Here is a 17,239-nt window from a genome sequence, read left to right as displayed (position 1 = left end):
CCGCCGTCGGCTCACCCCCGATAGAGGGTGTCAAAGTGAGCGCCAGACATAGCATGTCCGGCTGCTAACTAGGGTGGTACCACGGGAATTCAGACCTCTCGTCCCTAGCGTTTATACGCTGGGGATGGGAGGTTTTTTTGTTACAGTCAGCAGGACTCCAAGGAGGAAAATTAGAGATGAGCGAAAACCAAACAAGCACAGCAGCCGGAGCCGGCTACCGTGCCCAGACCATCGAGCCGAAATGGCAGAAGTTCTGGGATGAGAACAAAACCTTCAAGACAGGCGAAGATGCGGAAAGACCGAAATTTTATGCGCTGGATATGTTCCCGTATCCTTCGGGTGCAGGACTGCACGTAGGCCATCCGGAAGGTTACACGGCGACAGATATTATCTCCCGCTACAAGCGGATGCGCGGCTACAATGTGCTTCATCCGATGGGCTGGGACGCCTTCGGTCTTCCTGCAGAGCAGTATGCAATGGATACCGGACAGCATCCGCGTGACATTACCGTCAAGAACATCGACAATTTCCGCCGCCAGATCAAATCGCTGGGCTTCTCCTATGACTGGGACCGCGAGATCAGTACAACGGATCCGGAATATTACAAATGGACCCAGTGGATTTTTATTCAGCTGTATAACCGCGGTCTGGCTTATGTTGCCGAAGTGTCAGTGAACTGGTGTGAAGCGCTGGGAACGGTACTTGCGAATGAAGAAGTCATCGACGGCAAAAGCGAACGCGGCGGCCACCCGGTTGTACGCAGACCGATGCGCCAGTGGATTCTGAAAATTACCGAGTACGCGGAACGCCTGCTCGAGGATCTGGATGAACTTGACTGGGAAGAGAGCATCAAGGATATGCAGCGCAACTGGATCGGCAAATCGACCGGTGCGGAAGTCAACTTTGCGATCGACGGCCATGATGCAAGCCTGGAAGTATTCACAACCCGTCCGGACACACTGTTCGGTGCAAGCTACTGTGTGCTGGCACCGGAGCACAAGCTGGTGGACGTGATTACAACGGAAGCACAGGCAGCTGCCGTAGCGGAATACCGTGACAAGGCAGCCCGCAAGAGCGATCTGGAGCGTACGGATCTGGCAAAAGAAAAAAGCGGCGTATTCACCGGGGCGTATGCCATTAATCCGGTCAACGGCGCTAAAGTGCCAATCTGGATTGCCGATTATGTACTCGCCGGCTACGGAACCGGGGCGATTATGGCTGTTCCTGGCCATGATACCCGTGACTGGGAATTCGCCAAGCAGTTCGGCCTGGATATCATTGAAGTTGTACAGGGCGGCAATGTTCAGGAAGAGGCATACAGCGGCGACGGCCCGCATGTTAACTCTGATTTCCTGAACGGTCTGGACAACAAGGAAGCTATGGCGAAGATGATTGCCTGGCTGGAAGAGCAGGGCAGCGGCCAGGGCAAAGTGACCTACCGTCTGCGTGACTGGCTGTTCAGCCGCCAGCGCTACTGGGGTGAGCCAATTCCGATTCTGCATCTGGAAGACGGCACAATGAAGACGGTCCCTGTGGATCAGCTGCCGCTGATGCTGCCGGATGTGGACGCCATCAAGCCTTCGGGCACCGGTGAATCCCCGCTGGCTAACGTAACCGAGTGGGTGGAAACCGTAGATCCGGAGACCGGCATGAAGGCGCGCCGCGAGACCAACACGATGCCGCAATGGGCCGGCAGCTGCTGGTACTACCTGCGTTATATCGATCCGCACAATGATAAAGAGCTGTGTTCACCGGAGAAGCAGAAGCAGTGGCTGCCGGTTGACCTGTACATCGGCGGTGCCGAGCATGCGGTGCTTCACCTGCTGTATGCCCGCTTCTGGCACAAGGTACTGTACGATATCGGCGTAGTGGATACGAAGGAGCCGTTCCACAAGCTGGTGAACCAGGGCATGATCCTGGGTAACAACAACGAGAAGATGAGCAAGTCACGCGGCAATGTGATCAATCCGGACGAAATCGTGGAGGCTTACGGTGCAGATACCCTGCGTGTCTATGAAATGTTCATGGGGCCGCTGGAAGCAACCAAGCCTTGGAACGAAAAAGGCGTGGAAGGCGTTCACCGCTTCCTCTCCCGTGTATGGCGCCTGTTCGTGAACGAGGACGGCAGCCTGAGCACCAAGATTACGGCAGACGGCGGAACCGATGAGTTCAAACGCACCTGGCACAAGACGCTGAAAAAAGTCGGCGAGGACTTCGAAGGCCTGCGCTTCAATACGGCAATCAGCCAGCTGATGATTTTCATCAACGATGCCTACAAGCAGGAAACCTTGTCCAAGGAAGCGGCAGAGCACTTCGTGCAGATGCTGTCGCCGCTGGCACCGCATCTGGCCGAAGAGCTGTGGCAGCTGCTTGGACATGAAGGAAGTATCAGCTATGTTCCATGGCCGGCTTACGATGAAGCATGGACTGTGGATGCCGAAGTGGAAATTGTTGTACAGGTGAACGGCAAAATTGTACAGCGTGCACTGGTGGCAGCGGATATGGGCAAGCAGGAAATGGAAGAGCATGCTCTGGCCCTGCCGAATGTTAAAGCCGCTGTTGACGGCAAAACCGTCCGTAAAATCATTGCAGTACCCGGCAAGCTCGTAAATATTGTAGTGGGTTAAGCGAAGAACGCAACTCTACCCGCAGCTACGGAGGAATCCGTGCTGCGGGTTTTTTGAATTATAAGAATTTATAGGTTGCACGGCATAAATAATCCTTCTATTCCGCGCAGAAACGGATACCGTCCTTTTAAGGACGGCGTGACCGTTTCAACTTGTTAGAAAGATAAGTTTGCCTAACGGTCCAGCGGACCCTGGGCGATTCCGTCACGGCCGAAGGAAGCATCAAGCTGCTGCACGTCCTCGTCGTATTTATCATGTGTGGTTGTAATCAGCCGCTCGAATACCCCTTCCAGGCTGGTACGCAGGTGATTCAGCGCTTCAGCTGTAATCCCCCCGCGGACAGCAACCCGTTCCTGCAGCTCCTGGGGCGTGAAGGAGCCTTCCGTCAGCAGCTTGCCTGTGCCGAGCAGCATTTCACCGGCCAGCCGGCTGACCAGCGCCTCATCAATGCCGGTTGCGGAAACAGCCGCTTCGATCCAGCGTTCCAGAAAATAACTGAGAAACGCCGGGCCGCAGCTGGAGAAGTCCGAAGCGATCCGGGTATGGCTCTCGGGGATTTCTGCAGGCACGCCAATGAAGGAGAACAGCTGAAGCAGAGACTGCCTGTCTTTTTTATTTAACCTGCTTCCGAAGATGCAAAGAGAAGTCCCGCTCTTGACAGAATGGGTAATGCTGGGAATAATCTTGGCAATTTTGGACGGCAGAACGGATTCCAGGTGATGGAGCTGGACAGGGCTTGTAATGGATACGACAATCTGCTCACTGCGCAGGTAAGGAGCGATTTCATCAGTCAGCGCCTTGAACTGCAGAGGCTTAACACACAGAAAAACAATATCGCTGCCTGACGCAGTCTCAATGTTGCTTGCACACACAGTCAGTCCGGGGTGAAGCTTCTGAAGCTCCAGCAGCTTGCCCGGGCTGCGGTTGCTGGCCAGTATATTGCTTGGATCAAGCGCTCCCGAACTAAGAAAGGTGTCGATGAGCAGACCGCCCATGCTGCCTGTTCCGATAAATCCCACTTTCATCCTGTGGTAACCTCCTTTCTTATGTTACTGGGCCTACAGCAAAACGGAATACTCTTCCTTCAATGTATGCCGGTGAGTCTTGGACAAATGACATGGTTTAAACAAGTTTTTGAATAATATTCCATTCAAATTAAGGGGAATTAGCTGATGAACAAAAAAATGCTCTGGTGTGCAATTGCTGCCGTGCTGCTCGGCGGCTGGCTGGTCTGGGCTGCAGATCACAGGACAGCGGCGGGGATAGAGGGCTGGGAGACACTGAATTCCGGAATGGCGCAGGCGCTGGGGGTAGAGGAAGGAGCAGATGCGGCATCTGCAGGTAAGGCGAAAGGCAGTGCGGACCCGGCTGGGGCAGGCGGAAATGAAGGCGTGGCAGCAGCTGCGGTGAGCAGCGAAGCCGTAAACAGCGGGAAGGCAGCAACTGCGGGCAGTGATTCACCGGGAGCCGAAGCTAATGCTGAAGCGGTGAAAGGTAGTGATGCAGCGGCGGACGGGAGGGTTAACGTGAATACAGCTGATGCTGCTGCACTGATGGACCTGCCGGGGATCGGAGAGAAGAAGGCCCAGGCAATTATTGATTACCGCAGCAGCAAGGGGGATTTCCGCAGCCTGGCCGATCTGGGCAAAGTAAAGGGAATCGGTCCCAAAATGCTGGAAAAGCTGGAGGGGCAGGTTATTTTTAATTAGTAAAAAGTGTAATTTTAAATCTTGACACTGTCAAGTTCGGGGGTTATATTTACACTGTAAAGTTTGAGAGAAGGGACAGTAATCTTTTGAATCAGAAACCTTACCATCATGGCGATCTACGCAACACATTGATTGAAACCGGAATTGAGCTGATTAATGAGGACGGGTTGGGCGGGTTCTCCCTTCGTAAGGTTGCGGCCAAATGCGGGGTTAGCCACGCCGCTCCGTACAGTCATTTCAAGGATGTCCAGCAGCTGCTTGCGGCAATGGCGGATCATGTTACCGAACAGTTTACGGTTTCCCTGCAGGCTTCTGTCGAAGGACAGGAAGACCCGATGTCAGCAATGGGGGAGCTGGGCACGGCTTATATTGCTTTTTTTGAGCAGCATCCGGCCTATCTGCCGTTTCTGTTCTTTCAGTCGGGCATTACGATTCAGGTGGACGGGGTAGAGGAGGGTGTTCCGGCTTACCCGCCGTTTGCGGTATTCCGGACGACAGCCTACCGGCTGTTCCGCAGTCTGGGACTCCCGCCTGAAAGGGATGGCACCATGCTTATGGCTTACTGGTCGCTGGTCCACGGGGTAGCTTCTCTTTTGTCCAGCAGCGGTGTCCGTTATTCGGGAAATTGGCAGGAGGTATGGCAAGTCATTCTTCAATCGGGAGGAACAGAGAATGAGACTGATCGTGCATGATCTGGCTGAGCAGGATTTCAATACCTGGCTCGGCGGCTTCAGCAGGGATACCGACGAAATAATAGGGGAGCAGGAAACCATCCGTCATTGCGTAGGCTGCTTCGGCTGCTGGGTCCGCACTCCGGGTACCTGTGTGCTGAACGATTCTTATAAGCATATGGGCGAACGGCTTGCCGCCTATGAGGAATACGTATTTATCACCCGTAACGTGTACGGGGGCTACAGCCCGTTTGTCAGCAATGTTTTGAACCGGACGCTGCCCTATGTGCTGCCTTATTTTCTAACCAAAAACGGAGAGACCCATCATCAGCAGCGCTATGAGCGCCAGATCAGATTCACGGTTCATTTTTACGGGGAAGGCATGAGCGAGGCGGAACGTGAAACGGCAAGGTCACTGGTGCGGGCCAATGCGCTCAATCTGGATGCTTCCGGTTACAAGGTTTCTTTTCACGATACGCTTAACAGCCTCAAGGAGGTGCAGTGATGAGAATTGCGCTGGTTAACGGCAGTCCCAAGGGCGGGGCAAGCAATTCCGGAATTCTGCTGGAAAAGCTTAAGCCGCTGATCGCCGAAGGCAACGAGCTGAACGCATACCGGGTTAACGTGAAGCCGCTGAAGCCTGAGCAATACCGGGAGCTGAACGAAGCAGACGTACTGGTGCTGGCTTTTCCGCTATACTTTGATGCCATTCCTTCGCATTTGCTGCGGGCGATGGTCGAAATGGAAAAATTCCGGCAGCAGGAGCCGGGCAACCGGGAGCTTATTGTGTATGCGCTGATTAATAACGGATTCTATGAGGGCCATCAGTGTAAAATAGCAGCCGACATTGTGAGCAATTGGTGCAGCCGCTGCGGGTTCCGCTTCGGTATGGCAATCGGGCACGGGGCTGGAGAAATGTTTAAATCTCTGAGCCGGGTGCCGCTGGGGAAAGGCCCGCTAAAGAATCTCGGCAAGGCGATGGATCAGCTCTCAGCTGCAATTCTCACCCGGAGCAGTGCGGGTTCGCTGTTCATTCAGCCGAATTTCCCGCGCATTGCCTGGCGGCTGGCGGCCACCCATTCTTTCTGGCATGCCCAGGCGAAGAAGAACGGGCTTCGGCCAAAGGATCTTAGGAGACAGCCTTTTCAGGTGAGCAGGAATGGGAACCAAGGTTAATCATATTGAAACAGTGCCACAGTATGTTACAATAGTGAACAACTATTAAGAGAAAGTGGAGATTACTGATGACTGTGGCCTACCGCAAAAACTGGGATACGTACTTCATGGACATTGCCTGCATGGTCTCCACCCGTTCGCGCTGCCCGCGCCGGCATGTCGGTGCTGTACTGGTACAAGGCAAAAAGCTGCTGGGAACGGCATATAACGGAGCGCCGATGGGCGTACCGGATTGCTCTGAGGCCGGGTGTATGGTTTCCGAGCAATATGAGCGGGAAATTGTGGACGGCACGGAAACGATGGTGATGAAGCAGCGCTGCATCCGCACCATTCATGCCGAGCAGAATCTGCTGCTGTTCACCGACCGGAGCGACCGTGAAGGCAGTACCGTTTATGTAACGGATGAGCCGTGCTGGACCTGTGCCAATATGCTGGCCAACAGCGGTATTGTCGAGATTGTCTACCTGCGGCCTTACCGCAAGGATATGAAGAAGGTAGAGGCTATGCTGGGCTCAAAGGGCATCATATTCCGTCAGCTGGAGAATTACGAGCCGCCGAAGGAAACGATGATTACGGTGTCGGAATAAACGGGATTTTACCGGAAGCGGGAACTGAATACAGCAGGCAACTGGGGGAAGAACCTCTGCACACGCAAGTATTGCGTAGGCAGGGGTTCTTTTTTTATTTGTGCAAAGGGGGATGGAATATGAACAGGAGACCGCTACTAAGCTTCACCATCTGCTGGGTTGCCGGCAGCGCTGCGGGCTGCTTGTTTGACGGCTACAGGCTGCTGGCAAGTATCGCAGTCTGTCTGCTGCTGCTTGTTCTCTGGGCTGCCGGCGGGGGAATAAGGTGGAAAACGGCCGCTGTGTTTGTGCTCGGACTGACTGCGGCAGCGCTGTATTGGGAGTGGACAGAGGCACGCAATGTCAGCCTGCTGCCGGAGGCGCTGGGCAAGCCGGAAGCCGGACTGAATGAGACATACATAACAGCCGAAGGTGTGGTTGCTTCCCCGGTGGAGCGGGACGGGGACCGGGTGGATTTTACGCTGAAGCTGATAAGGATTATAGGAGATGGACAGGAAGGGCAGGATGCGGAAGCACCGGCGGCAAAGCTGCAGGCAGCGGAGTCTGTAAAAGGGTCTGCGGCGGGGAAGCCGATAGCAGAAGGTTCAACAGCAGCTGCCGGTCCGGTAGGCGAACCGATCGCTGTGCAGATCAAGCTGCAGGCAGAGAGTGAAATCATGGTGGCGGCGCAGTGGCAGCGGGGGGACAGGGTGACCGTCAGGGGAGAGCTTGCGCTGCCGCCGGTGGCGCGGAACTTTGGCGGGTTTGACTATCGTGCGTACCTGCAGACACAGCGGATTCACTGGCTGCTCAAAGGGGAAGGTGCAGTGAGTGTAACAGCTGTGCCTCCGGTATCCTGGCAGTTGACCAGCGTTCTGCGCTGGAATGATGCAGCCCGTGCAACGCTCGGTGCCGAGATGGACCGCCTGTTTAAGGAGCCGCATGCAGGTTATATGAAGGGGCTCGTCATTGGCATACAGGATGACCTTGATCCTGAGACCTTCAAGCAGTTCTCGCAGCTGGGTCTGACACATATTTTGGCGATCTCGGGAATGCATGTGGCGGTCTATGTTGGAGTAATCCTGTTTCTGCTGCGGCGACTGCGGTTTACCCGTGAAACGGCACTAACCATAACGCTGCTGCTGGTTCCGGTGTATGTGCTGCTGTCCGGCGCCGGGCCGTCGATTCTGCGTGCCGGACTGATGAGCATGATCGCCCTGCTGGCTGCAAGGCTAGGGCTGCTAAAGGACGGCATGAATATTCTCGGCGCTTCAGCGCTGATGATGCTGGTCTGGAATCCTTATTTTCTGCTCAGTGTCAGCTTCCAGCTGTCTTTTCTGGTAACGGCCGGATTAATGGTGTATACACCGCTGGCAACCCCACTGTTCGGCAGGCTCCCCAAGTGGCTTGGCAGTTCCATAACGGTAACGCTGATCGCACAGCTGGTGTCTTTTCCGCTAACGGTGTATTACTTTAACCAGTTTTCATTGCTGTCTTTTATCGCTAATCTGCTGCTCGTTCCCTTTATTACTTTTCTGGTACTGCCGCTGGGCACCCTTGCCCTGCTGCTTGGACGAATCTGGGATGCCGGAGCTTCTGCGGTTGCAGGTACAGCAGAGCTGCTGAATAACTGGACGTTTGCGGCAGTGGAATGGGTAAACGGGTTTACAGCAGGCGTGCTGATCTGGGCCTCCCCGTCCTTGCTATGGATATGCCTTTATTACGCACTGCTCTACGGCCTGCTGTATGCATTGAAGCGAAGGAGGGATACGGAATTAGCCCCGCAGTATATGGAGGATGAGACCAGGCCGCTGGCTGGGCTTGCGCAACCGGGAGCAGGGGAAGTCCGTGATACATTCCCGTATCCGTCTTATACGGGCGTTCAATCCGGGCTGCGGGGCAGTGGTTATGTAGCCATACTATGCGCTGCGGCACTGGGTTTACTGCTGTACAAGGGTTACTACACGGAACAGCTGAACGGCACAGGAGCCATAAGCTTTCTGGATGTGGGCCAGGGCGACAGCATTCTGATTACGACACCCGAGGGGGCTCACATTCTGGTCGACGGCGGCGGAACGGTAAATTTCGGGAGCAGAGAGGAATGGCGCATCCGCCGCAGCCCGTTTGAGGTGGGAGCCAAGACTCTGATGCCGCTCCTGAAGCGGAGGGGGATTCACCGGCTGGATGCGGTGATATTGACTCATGGGGATCAGGACCATATGGGCGGACTTCAGGCCGTACTTGAGGGGATGCCGGTCTCGGCGCTGATGTTCAACGGTACGCTGGCCGGTACGGAGCCTTACGCCAAGCTGATGAACACTGCGCTTGCCAGAGATGTCCGGCTGTATGCCGTGCAGCAGGGAATGGTGCTGGCCCCGGATAAAGCGACGGCGTTGCATTTTCTCTGGCCGGAGCCATTGGCGGCAGCGCAGCCGCTGCTTCCGGAGGTGGAGGAGCAGAACCATGAATCGGTGGTGTTCCGGCTGGAGATGAACGGCCGCAGCTTTCTTTTTACGGGAGATATGGATGAAGACGCTGAGGAGGAGATTATTAAGGCTGCGGAGGAGGACGGAATCCGGGAAGCCGGGCCTTTAGACGTATTAAAAGTTGCTCATCACGGAAGCAAGACGTCGACAGGTGCAGCCTGGCTGGAGTTCTGGAAGCCCGCTTCCGCAGTAATCTCCGCCGGAGTCAACAATCTGTACGGTCATCCAAATGCCGGCGTGCTGGAACGGCTGGAGGAAGCGGGGGCGGCAATATACCGGACGGATCTGCACGGGGAGATTCAACTTAGGGTGAAGGAGGAGATCAGTATACGGTATAGGATAAATACAAATGAAGTTAAAAGTCATCAGAAACCTGATTAATGAAGCATACGAGTGACAGCAGCCTGTTAAGCTGACATGGTGCGGCTATTGAGCGCTACCTGCAAATGGAATGGGATACGTCAAATGGAGCCGTTCTTCAAGGGAGAGCATTCCTTGAGGATAGCCTGGGCAATTATTTGACCAGAGGTTTTTGGGGCAACCCTTCCAGGCAAACCAGACGCAAGAAGCGCTTTTATACCAAGCTTTTCAGCAAGAATAAAATCAGTACCGCCTGGTTTAGATGCCAAATCAATAATAAGCGTATCAGCCTTAAGATTTGAAAGAATAGATTTAGTTAATAACTCGTATTCAATTGTGTTGAAAATTACATTAGTATCGGACACTTGGGAGTATAAGTCCGGTATATAAAAAGGCTCTAAACCCATTTCCCAAGCGCGCGCAAAAAGACTGGATTCCCGTACACCAATCTTCACCTTTGCTCCTAGATTTTTCAGTTTATTGGCTAAAGTTGTTCCTACCCTTCCCAATCCAAGGACCATACATACGGAATTATGAATAGTAATTTCAGTGTTTTGGATGGCTAACATAATAGCGCCTTCAGCTGTAGAAATCGAATTATAAATGGCAATTTCGTCTTTCGATAATAGTTCTACTAGCTCGATATGATGTTTATAGCACAGAGACTTCAGGTATTCTGTCGCCGTTCCCGTGAAAATTTTGCAGGAGTCTCGAACACCTTGAATGTGTTCTTCAAGTAATACAAGTGTTTCAGAAGTGTAGCTGGATTCGATCAAACCACCGTTATTCGTTCCGTTTACAGGCAGAATTACCGCATCAGCATTATTAAAAATAGGGGGGGTTAGCTTTGATTTTACCGTATGATGCACTTTGTCATAAGAATCAAATCCAACCAGTGTAAGGTTTGCATTTTGTTCAGTTAATATACGGATGACCTCCTTCTGACGCCCGTCACCTCCAATTACAATTATTTTTTTGTCAGATAGCACAAATATCACGTCCAGTCGAGTAAATAATAGAAACCACTTTATAGAATAAGCCTCTTTTATACCTTTTATGGAAAAAATAATAAATTCTTATTATGCAGATAGCAAGTCTTTTATTTTAATAGCAACAATTCGACAACATAAGTTACTTTCGCTGCTCGGGGAATTAAGAACCCGCCACATGCGCCCGGCTCTCCCTCAGCAGCCGGGCATAATAGCCCTCCCGCTCGAGCAGCCTGCGGGGCGGGCCGGACTCGGCCACCCGCCCGTTCTTCATCGCGATAATCAGGTCGGCTCCGGCGATGGTGGACAGCCGGTGGGCGATGATCAGCGTGGTGCGCCCGCGGGCCACATTGTCGATGGCCTGCTGGATCAGCTTTTCCGTGCGGGTATCGATGTTCGCGGTAGCTTCATCCAGCACGAAGATCGCCGGATCATGGGCAATCGCCCGGGCGAAGGAGATCAGCTGCCGCTGGCCTGCAGACAAGGTTGCACCCCGCTCCGTGACCGGTTCGTTGATTCCGGCGGGATAATCCTGTACGAACTCGATGGCACAGGAGGCCCGGAGCGCTTCCTGCACTGTACCTTCGGTAATCTCATCACCCAAGGTGATGTTCTCGCGGATCGTGCCGGAAAACAGGAAGACATCCTGCAGCACGACCGAAATGTTCCGCCGCAGATCATCCAGCCGGATATCGTTCACATTGACGCCGTCGATAAGAATTTCTCCCTTTTGCACCTGGTAAAAGCCGTTGATCAGACTGATAATGGTCGTTTTGCCCGCGCCGGTCTCGCCGATAAAGGCTGCCGTCTGCCCTTTGCGGATCACAAAGCTCACGTCCTTAAGCACCCAGTCAGTATCCTTGTAGGCAAACCAGACATGGCGGAACTCTATGGTACCGTCCAGCCGCTCCACAGCGATGCCGCTCTCCGGCTGCTCCAGCCGTTCCTCCTCGCGGATCAGCTCATCAATGCGCTCCGTAGATACCAGCGCAGATTGAATGGAGGTATATTTGTCTGCCAGATCAGAGATAGGGGCAAAAAACTGCCGGATATAGGTCGTGAACGCATACAGCACACCGATCTGCAGCATGCCGCCGGAGATCTGGCCGATGCTGAACCAGACGAGAATGGCGATCGCCAGACTCTGGAACATATCCGATGCCGGCTTCAGAATACTGTTGAGCCGCACCTGGATCAGCGTGGTCCGGAAGTAATCCCCGTTCAGCTTAAGGAACTGCTCCTCCTTCTCTTTTTCCGCGCGGAAGATCTGAATGACCCGCATCCCGGCAACGCTCTCGGCGATAAAGCCGTTGATCTGGCCGATGTAATGCTTCATATGGAAAAAGTTCTTTTTGATTTTGTTTTTGATAAACCAGACCAGGAACACGATCACCGGAATAACGGTAAAAGAAACTAGCGTAAGCTGCGGGCTAAGCATCAGCATGGCGTAGATAATGCCGATCAGGAGCAGGACATCCTTGACCAGTGAAATGATGACATCGGTATACAGGTCGCTGACCTCAGCGGTGTCATTCGTCGCCCGGGTAATGAGCCGGCCGGACGAGGTCCGGTCCAGAAACGACAGCGGCAGCCGCTCGATAATCCCGAACACCCGGACCCGCAGATCATGGATCAGGCTCTGGCCGACCTTACCGACAATCAGCGCCTGCAGGTAGGCAAAGCCGGAGCCCGCCGCCGTCACAAGCAGATACAGCAAGGCCAGACCAAGAATAGAGTCAAGTCCATGCTCTGCCGCACCGCCGATCAGAAAATGGTCAATGACCCGCTGCAGCAGCAGCGGCTGGACCAGAAACGCGGCATTAACAATAACGACGCAGACGCAGGCCAGGATAAGCTGAAAGGTATAAGGGGCGGATAACCGCAGCAGCAGCTTTACTGCGCCGGACCCAGATTTTTTGGGGCGCGGACTAATGGCCGTCTTCATGCTGTTCCGTGTAGATATCAAAGTACAGGCCTCCTTTCGTAAGCAGCTGTTCATGCGTCCCGCGTTCGGCGATAACCCCTTTATCGAGCACGATAATCTCATCTGCTTCTTTAATCGACGAGATGCGGTGCGAGATTAGAATATTGGTTTTGCCTGCACGGACCTGCCGGAGGTTCGCCAGAATCTGTCCTTCCGTAACGCTATCCACCGCGGACAATGCATCATCCAGAATCAGAATGGCCGGATCACTGATCAGGGCGCGGGCGATGGCCAGCCGCTGCTTTTGTCCGCCTGACAGATTGACGCCGCGTTCCCCTAGAAGCGTATCATAGCCGTCCGGAAATTCGCTGATGCTGTCAGCGATCAGTGCAGACTCAGCCGCCTGCCGGACCTCAGCCTCACTGTAGCCGTCTTTGAAAAAGGCGATATTATCCTTAACTGTAGCGGCAAAAACAAAGCTGTCCTGCGGCACATACCCCATTCCTCCGCGCAGCGTCTCAACCCTGTAATCGTTGATATCCCTGCCGTCCAGGCTGATCTGCCCGGGCTCTACATTATAGAAGCGGAAGAGCAGCGAGGCGAGTGTACTTTTGCCGGAGCCGGTGCGGCCGATGATGCCCAGGCTGTGTCCCTTGGGAAGGCTGAGCGAAAGGTTGCGCAGGGCAGGCGTATCCGAGCCATCGTAACAGAAGGTCAGATTACGAAGCCGGACTTCTCCTTCAGGCTGAACCTCTACCGCCTGCGGTGTATCCTTAATATCAGGCTCCACCCGCAGTACCTCATACAATCTGCCCAGAGAGGCAATGCCGCGCTGAATGGTAGTAACGATTTTACCGATGGACACAATGGGGCTGATGATCAGGCTCAAATACCCGTTAAAAGCGACGAAATCCCCGACACTGATAACCCCGCGCATGACCAGCCGGCTGCCGTACACCAGATTAATGACAAAACAGACCGCAAACCCGAATTCGATCATCGCCGGAAGCGCAGCAGAGACACGGATCAGATCCAGATTGGCCTGTTTCATCCTGCTGCTCAGCCCGCTGAAGCGCTCCATTTCCGAACGCTCCTGCACATAGGCTTTGATAACACGGATACCGGAGATATTTTCCTGAACCTTGCCGGACACTGCGCCGAACTGCTGCTGGACAATTCTGAACCGGGTCTGAACCTTACGGCTGCTGAACAGCATAATCACAATGATAAAAGGCAAAGGGGCAAGCGTAGCCAGGGTAAGACGGGGATCGACCGTAGCGAACATGAAGTAAATGGAGGAGCAGCAGATCACAATGCCGTTGAATGACATCGCCGTAGCCGGACCGAACGTCATCCGTACCGCAGAGATGTCATTGATGGCATAAGCGATCAGGTCGCCTGTCTTGCGGCTGTTATAAAAAGAGGGGGAGAGCTTCAGGTAGTGCCGGACCAGCTCTTCACGCAGGTAACATTCGAGGTTGCGCGCGCTCTTGATAATGATATTTCTCCATAAAAAAGTGCAGGTGAATACGCCGGCGGCAATCAGCACCATCCACAGCACCTGAAGCTGCACCTGCCGGGTGTCAAAGCCGCTGACCTTCATTAAATCGACTGCGTGGCCCAGCACTTTAGGAAAAAGCGTCTGAATAAAGGAGGCGGCGAACATAAAAGAAAAACCGATCAGATAATCCGTCCTGCGGGCTTTGAAAAAACGCAGCAATATAGAGGATTTCATTGACATCCCACCTTTTGAAAATACACCTGCCTGTCTCAGATGCTCCTTACGGATTCTCTTTCCACAAAAGTGCTAAGTACAGCAATATTTTCCGCAGGCTTCTGCGGATCGGCAATCCGGCTGAGCAGCGTGGCTACCACTCTCTGGCAGGAATAGTCGATATTCAGATCCATCGTAGTAAGCGGAGGTGTGGAAAGGGCAGATATTTCCGTGTTGCCGCTGCTGAGAATGGACACGTCCTGCGGAACCTTAATTCCGCGCTCCTGCAAGAGACGGATCAGCTCTACAGCCGTGAAGTCATGTTCACAGATAAAAGCGGTCGGAAGTCCTCCGCCGGCAATCAGTCCGGACAGCCTGCTCCCAAGTGCCTCATCACGCTCCATAAAAAGCGCCCCGTCAGCCGGCAGGCCATGCTCCTCCAGCGCGGAGGTGATGCCTGTTTTCTTTTCCTTGTTGCGGTAAGCGCTAAGATTCCCTGCGAAGCCGATTGCGCGGTGTCCGCGTCCGATCAGATATTGGCACTGCTTGTAGCCGGCATGCAGGAAGCTGAACCAGACACTGTCGTAATCATAGGCCGGTGAGTACCCGACATACAGAATCAGCACCGGAATCTGCTCATGAATAAAGGAAATATAGTCACTGTTAAATCTGCCGATAAAAATAACCCCGTCGAACTTGTAGCCTTTACTTAAACGGTAGGGCAGGGCCAGTCTGTTCTGGTGCTCCTTATCGACAAATTCAATGCTGTAATCCGTGTCGGCCTGCTGCAGTGCCTTTTCAATGCCCTGGACCTTATAGCTGAAGTTACTGTTGTCATGCTGATAGGGCTTCTGGTGCAGCACCAGGATTTTGGGAGGAGCTGCCTTGCGGGGCCGGATATAGCCCATCTCCGCTGCTTTTTCCACAATTTTGGCTTTCATTTCATCGCTGATGCCGCCCTGATCCGCCAGCGCTCTGCTGACTGATACCGGAGACAGCCCGAGTGCTGTGGCGATCTGGGTCAGTGTTACCTTTTTGCTTTTCATAATAATCCCCCGTTGTTGCTGTACAACACAGCAGCTTATGCCTGATTACTGTTATTATATTCCTGTATTACACGGGATACAACGCAAGGAAACGATAAAATTCACGTAAAAAATAGATTATTTTAAGTTAAAATACATCATTTTTTCGTCGTTTAAGAGCTGAAACTCATTTTTGGAAGATTGAGGGAACCAATTGCAGTCTGCAGAGTCTTATTGACCAAAGAGGTGAGAGAGAATATGCACAGTGAAGAATTACCGTATGCCGTAGCCTATGCACCGTCCATGACGCTGCGGGAAATGATGGAGACTTACGGGCGGGATGTATGGAATTATGCGTATTTTTTGACCGGCAGCCGGGAGCAGGCGAATGACATCAGCCAGGAGGTATTCCTGAAGGCACACCGCAATATCGCCAAATACCGGGGAAGCGCCACCTTGAAGACCTGGCTGCTGACGATTACCCGTAACACTGCGTTCAGCTGGAGACGGAACAGCTTCTGGCACCGGTTCATTCCGCTGGGGAAAGGCCAGGCTCCAGGACAAGCGTGGTCTGCCGAAAAAGAAGCGCTGAGCAAGCAGTATGTTAACCGCATTTGGGAGCTGATTATGGAGCTGCCCGATAAGCACCGGGAGGTGCTGGTGCTGGAGATTCAGCAGGGATTGTCCACCGCGGAAATGGCGGCCCTGCTCGGAGTAGCGGAAGGAACCGTTAAATCCCGGCTGTCCCGGGCCAGGGAGAAGATGAGAAAAGCGCTGGAGGAGGATGAGCGATGAAACACAGACAGGTGGAAAATGCGGGAAAAGCAGGGACAGAGAAGCCTGAATGGTACCGTGAGGCCGGACGCGGCCCGTTCGCGGAAGACGGGTTCACCCCGCAGCTGATGGCCCGGATCGAGCTTGCTGCTGAGCGCCGTAACGGGGCAGGAAGATTTGTTTTGCGCAGACGTATAGGTATTGCTGGAGTGACGGCAGTGCTGCTGCTTGGTGTGCTGCTGTGGCCGCTGGCGGACGGGGGGAGAGAGGGTTACACAGCCCAGATAAGCTCCTTTTTTGGCGAAAAGAATGCTGCAGCGGTACCGCCGTCTGCCTCTCCTTCTGCAACGCCGGCCACCGCAGCCGAGGCTTACAATCCGCCACAGGGATCAGCCGAATTTGAGCTGGGCGGTTTGAAATATTATATGCCGCTGCCGTCCAACGTGGATAAGACTTACGCGCAGGTACTGGAAACACCGCTGGGGATTGTCTGGTCACCGCCGCCGCAGATGACGGATTACCTCAAGCCGAAATACACACGCAATACGGAACCCTATTCACTGTACCTGACTCCTAAGGGACATGTGGAACTCTCGGCGGATTCCGCAAAAAGAATATATACTTTTCCATTGTATGTAGGGAGTGCACAGACTTATTTTGGTCTGGGGCAATTTTATAGTGCAGGAGATTATCTTCTAGTAGCACACTATTCCCACAGGCTCGGAGACGAACTGGAGCTTCGGAAGTGGAAACTTTCCAAAATAAATCTTAAAGAAGCGGCTGCAGGCAAGGTATCTGCTCCGGAGGAGATATTGAATTTAGATGCTTCGTTTACTGTTTACAGATCCTTTATGGCTATTAATCCGGACAGGGAGGAGTTATTGGTAGTTAATTATACGGGGGATGGAAAAGGCGGGTATATACAGAAGAGCAAGCTCTATGATATTGCCGGCGGAAAAAGCCAGCTCCTCAAGAAGGAAGTATTAATAGAGAATAAAGAAAAACCGTCTGTCATTCTTTTTAGCCAAAATGTTTATACTGTTCGGCAGGGGGCTGGAGTTGCCCATTATGAGTTCAATGGAAAGAAATATGCAGCGGAAGTTGTACTCTTAACTGGCCAGCAGTGGTATCTCGACTATCAGCCCCAGGAATACCAAACGGGGAGTTAGTTCCTCTACAGTAATCAATAAATTTAGTTCATTTCATCTGGATAATTTA

At 53.2% G+C, this 17,239-nt stretch carries 14 protein-coding genes; 9 read left to right on the top strand and 5 right to left on the bottom strand.

Annotation, left to right across the window (positions count from 1 at the left end; genetic code table 11):
* The first annotated feature begins 176 nt into the window (after positions 1-176).
* A complete protein-coding gene (gene leuS, locus BLR64_RS04080; RefSeq protein ID WP_090712435.1) occupies positions 177-2,627 on the top strand; it encodes a leucine--tRNA ligase in 2,451 nt (816 codons plus the stop codon).
* Between the two features lie 173 nt (positions 2,628-2,800).
* Here the strand turns inward: leuS and comER are convergent, their stop codons facing one another.
* Positions 2,801-3,652, bottom strand: a complete 852-nt coding sequence (comER, locus tag BLR64_RS04075; RefSeq protein WP_090712433.1) for a late competence protein ComER — start codon at positions 3,650-3,652, stop codon at positions 2,801-2,803.
* 147 nt (positions 3,653-3,799) lie between these two features.
* Here comER and BLR64_RS04070 point away from each other — a divergent pair, with 147 nt between their 5' ends.
* From BLR64_RS04070 to BLR64_RS04045, 6 genes are all read left to right on the top strand, one after another.
* Positions 3,800-4,336: a ComEA family DNA-binding protein gene (locus tag BLR64_RS04070; protein WP_139171904.1), complete on the top strand. Its 537-nt coding sequence runs from the start codon at positions 3,800-3,802 to the stop codon at positions 4,334-4,336.
* 86 nt (positions 4,337-4,422) lie between these two features.
* Entirely contained in the window at positions 4,423-5,028 is a 606-nt protein-coding gene (locus tag BLR64_RS04065; RefSeq protein WP_090712431.1) for a TetR/AcrR family transcriptional regulator, read from the top strand.
* On the top strand, positions 5,009-5,512 hold the full coding sequence (locus tag BLR64_RS04060; RefSeq protein ID WP_090712429.1) for a flavoprotein: 504 nt from the start codon (positions 5,009-5,011) through the stop codon (positions 5,510-5,512). The genes BLR64_RS04065 and BLR64_RS04060 overlap by 20 nt, the downstream gene beginning before the upstream one ends.
* Positions 5,512-6,183 (top strand): flavodoxin family protein, encoded by a 672-nt coding sequence (locus BLR64_RS04055; protein ID WP_090712427.1) that lies wholly within the window; start codon positions 5,512-5,514, stop codon positions 6,181-6,183. Before BLR64_RS04060 ends, BLR64_RS04055 begins: the two co-directional genes overlap by 1 nt.
* A 68-nt stretch (positions 6,184-6,251) precedes the next feature.
* Positions 6,252-6,770, top strand: a complete 519-nt coding sequence (locus BLR64_RS04050) for a deoxycytidylate deaminase (protein ID WP_090712424.1) — start codon at positions 6,252-6,254, stop codon at positions 6,768-6,770.
* Between the two features lie 119 nt (positions 6,771-6,889).
* Positions 6,890-9,616 carry a ComEC/Rec2 family competence protein gene (locus tag BLR64_RS04045; RefSeq protein WP_090712422.1) on the top strand — a complete coding sequence of 909 codons (2,727 nt, stop codon included), beginning with the start codon at positions 6,890-6,892 and terminating at the stop codon, positions 9,614-9,616.
* Between the two features lie 80 nt (positions 9,617-9,696).
* Here BLR64_RS04045 and dpsA read toward each other — a convergent pair whose 3' ends face one another.
* The 4 genes from dpsA to BLR64_RS04025 form a co-directional block, all read right to left on the bottom strand.
* Positions 9,697-10,584, bottom strand: coding sequence for a dipicolinate synthase subunit DpsA (gene dpsA, locus BLR64_RS04040; RefSeq protein ID WP_090712420.1), 888 nt, complete (start codon positions 10,582-10,584; stop codon positions 9,697-9,699).
* Positions 10,585-10,747: 163 nt separating this feature from the next.
* Positions 10,748-12,550, bottom strand: a complete 1,803-nt coding sequence (locus tag BLR64_RS04035) for an ABC transporter ATP-binding protein (RefSeq protein ID WP_208607127.1) — start codon at positions 12,548-12,550, stop codon at positions 10,748-10,750.
* On the bottom strand, positions 12,513-14,243 hold the full coding sequence (locus BLR64_RS04030) for an ABC transporter ATP-binding protein (protein WP_090712416.1): 1,731 nt from the start codon (positions 14,241-14,243) through the stop codon (positions 12,513-12,515). Before BLR64_RS04030 ends, BLR64_RS04035 begins: the two co-directional genes overlap by 38 nt.
* A 35-nt stretch (positions 14,244-14,278) precedes the next feature.
* Positions 14,279-15,268: a LacI family DNA-binding transcriptional regulator gene (locus tag BLR64_RS04025; protein ID WP_090712414.1), complete on the bottom strand. Its 990-nt coding sequence runs from the start codon at positions 15,266-15,268 to the stop codon at positions 14,279-14,281.
* 237 nt (positions 15,269-15,505) lie between these two features.
* Here BLR64_RS04025 and BLR64_RS04020 point away from each other — a divergent pair, with 237 nt between their 5' ends.
* Both BLR64_RS04020 and BLR64_RS04015 read left to right on the top strand, forming a co-directional pair.
* Positions 15,506-16,042 (top strand): RNA polymerase sigma factor, encoded by a 537-nt coding sequence (locus BLR64_RS04020; RefSeq protein ID WP_090712412.1) that lies wholly within the window; start codon positions 15,506-15,508, stop codon positions 16,040-16,042.
* On the top strand, positions 16,039-17,190 hold the full coding sequence (locus tag BLR64_RS04015; RefSeq protein WP_090712409.1) for a hypothetical protein: 1,152 nt from the start codon (positions 16,039-16,041) through the stop codon (positions 17,188-17,190). The genes BLR64_RS04020 and BLR64_RS04015 overlap by 4 nt, the downstream gene beginning before the upstream one ends.
* Positions 17,191-17,239 lie beyond the last annotated feature (49 nt).

Source organism: Paenibacillus typhae, assembly GCF_900099765.1.
Classification (GTDB): domain Bacteria; phylum Bacillota; class Bacilli; order Paenibacillales; family Paenibacillaceae; genus Paenibacillus_AQ; species Paenibacillus_AQ typhae.
This window is presented reverse-complemented; position numbering and strand designations above follow the sequence as displayed.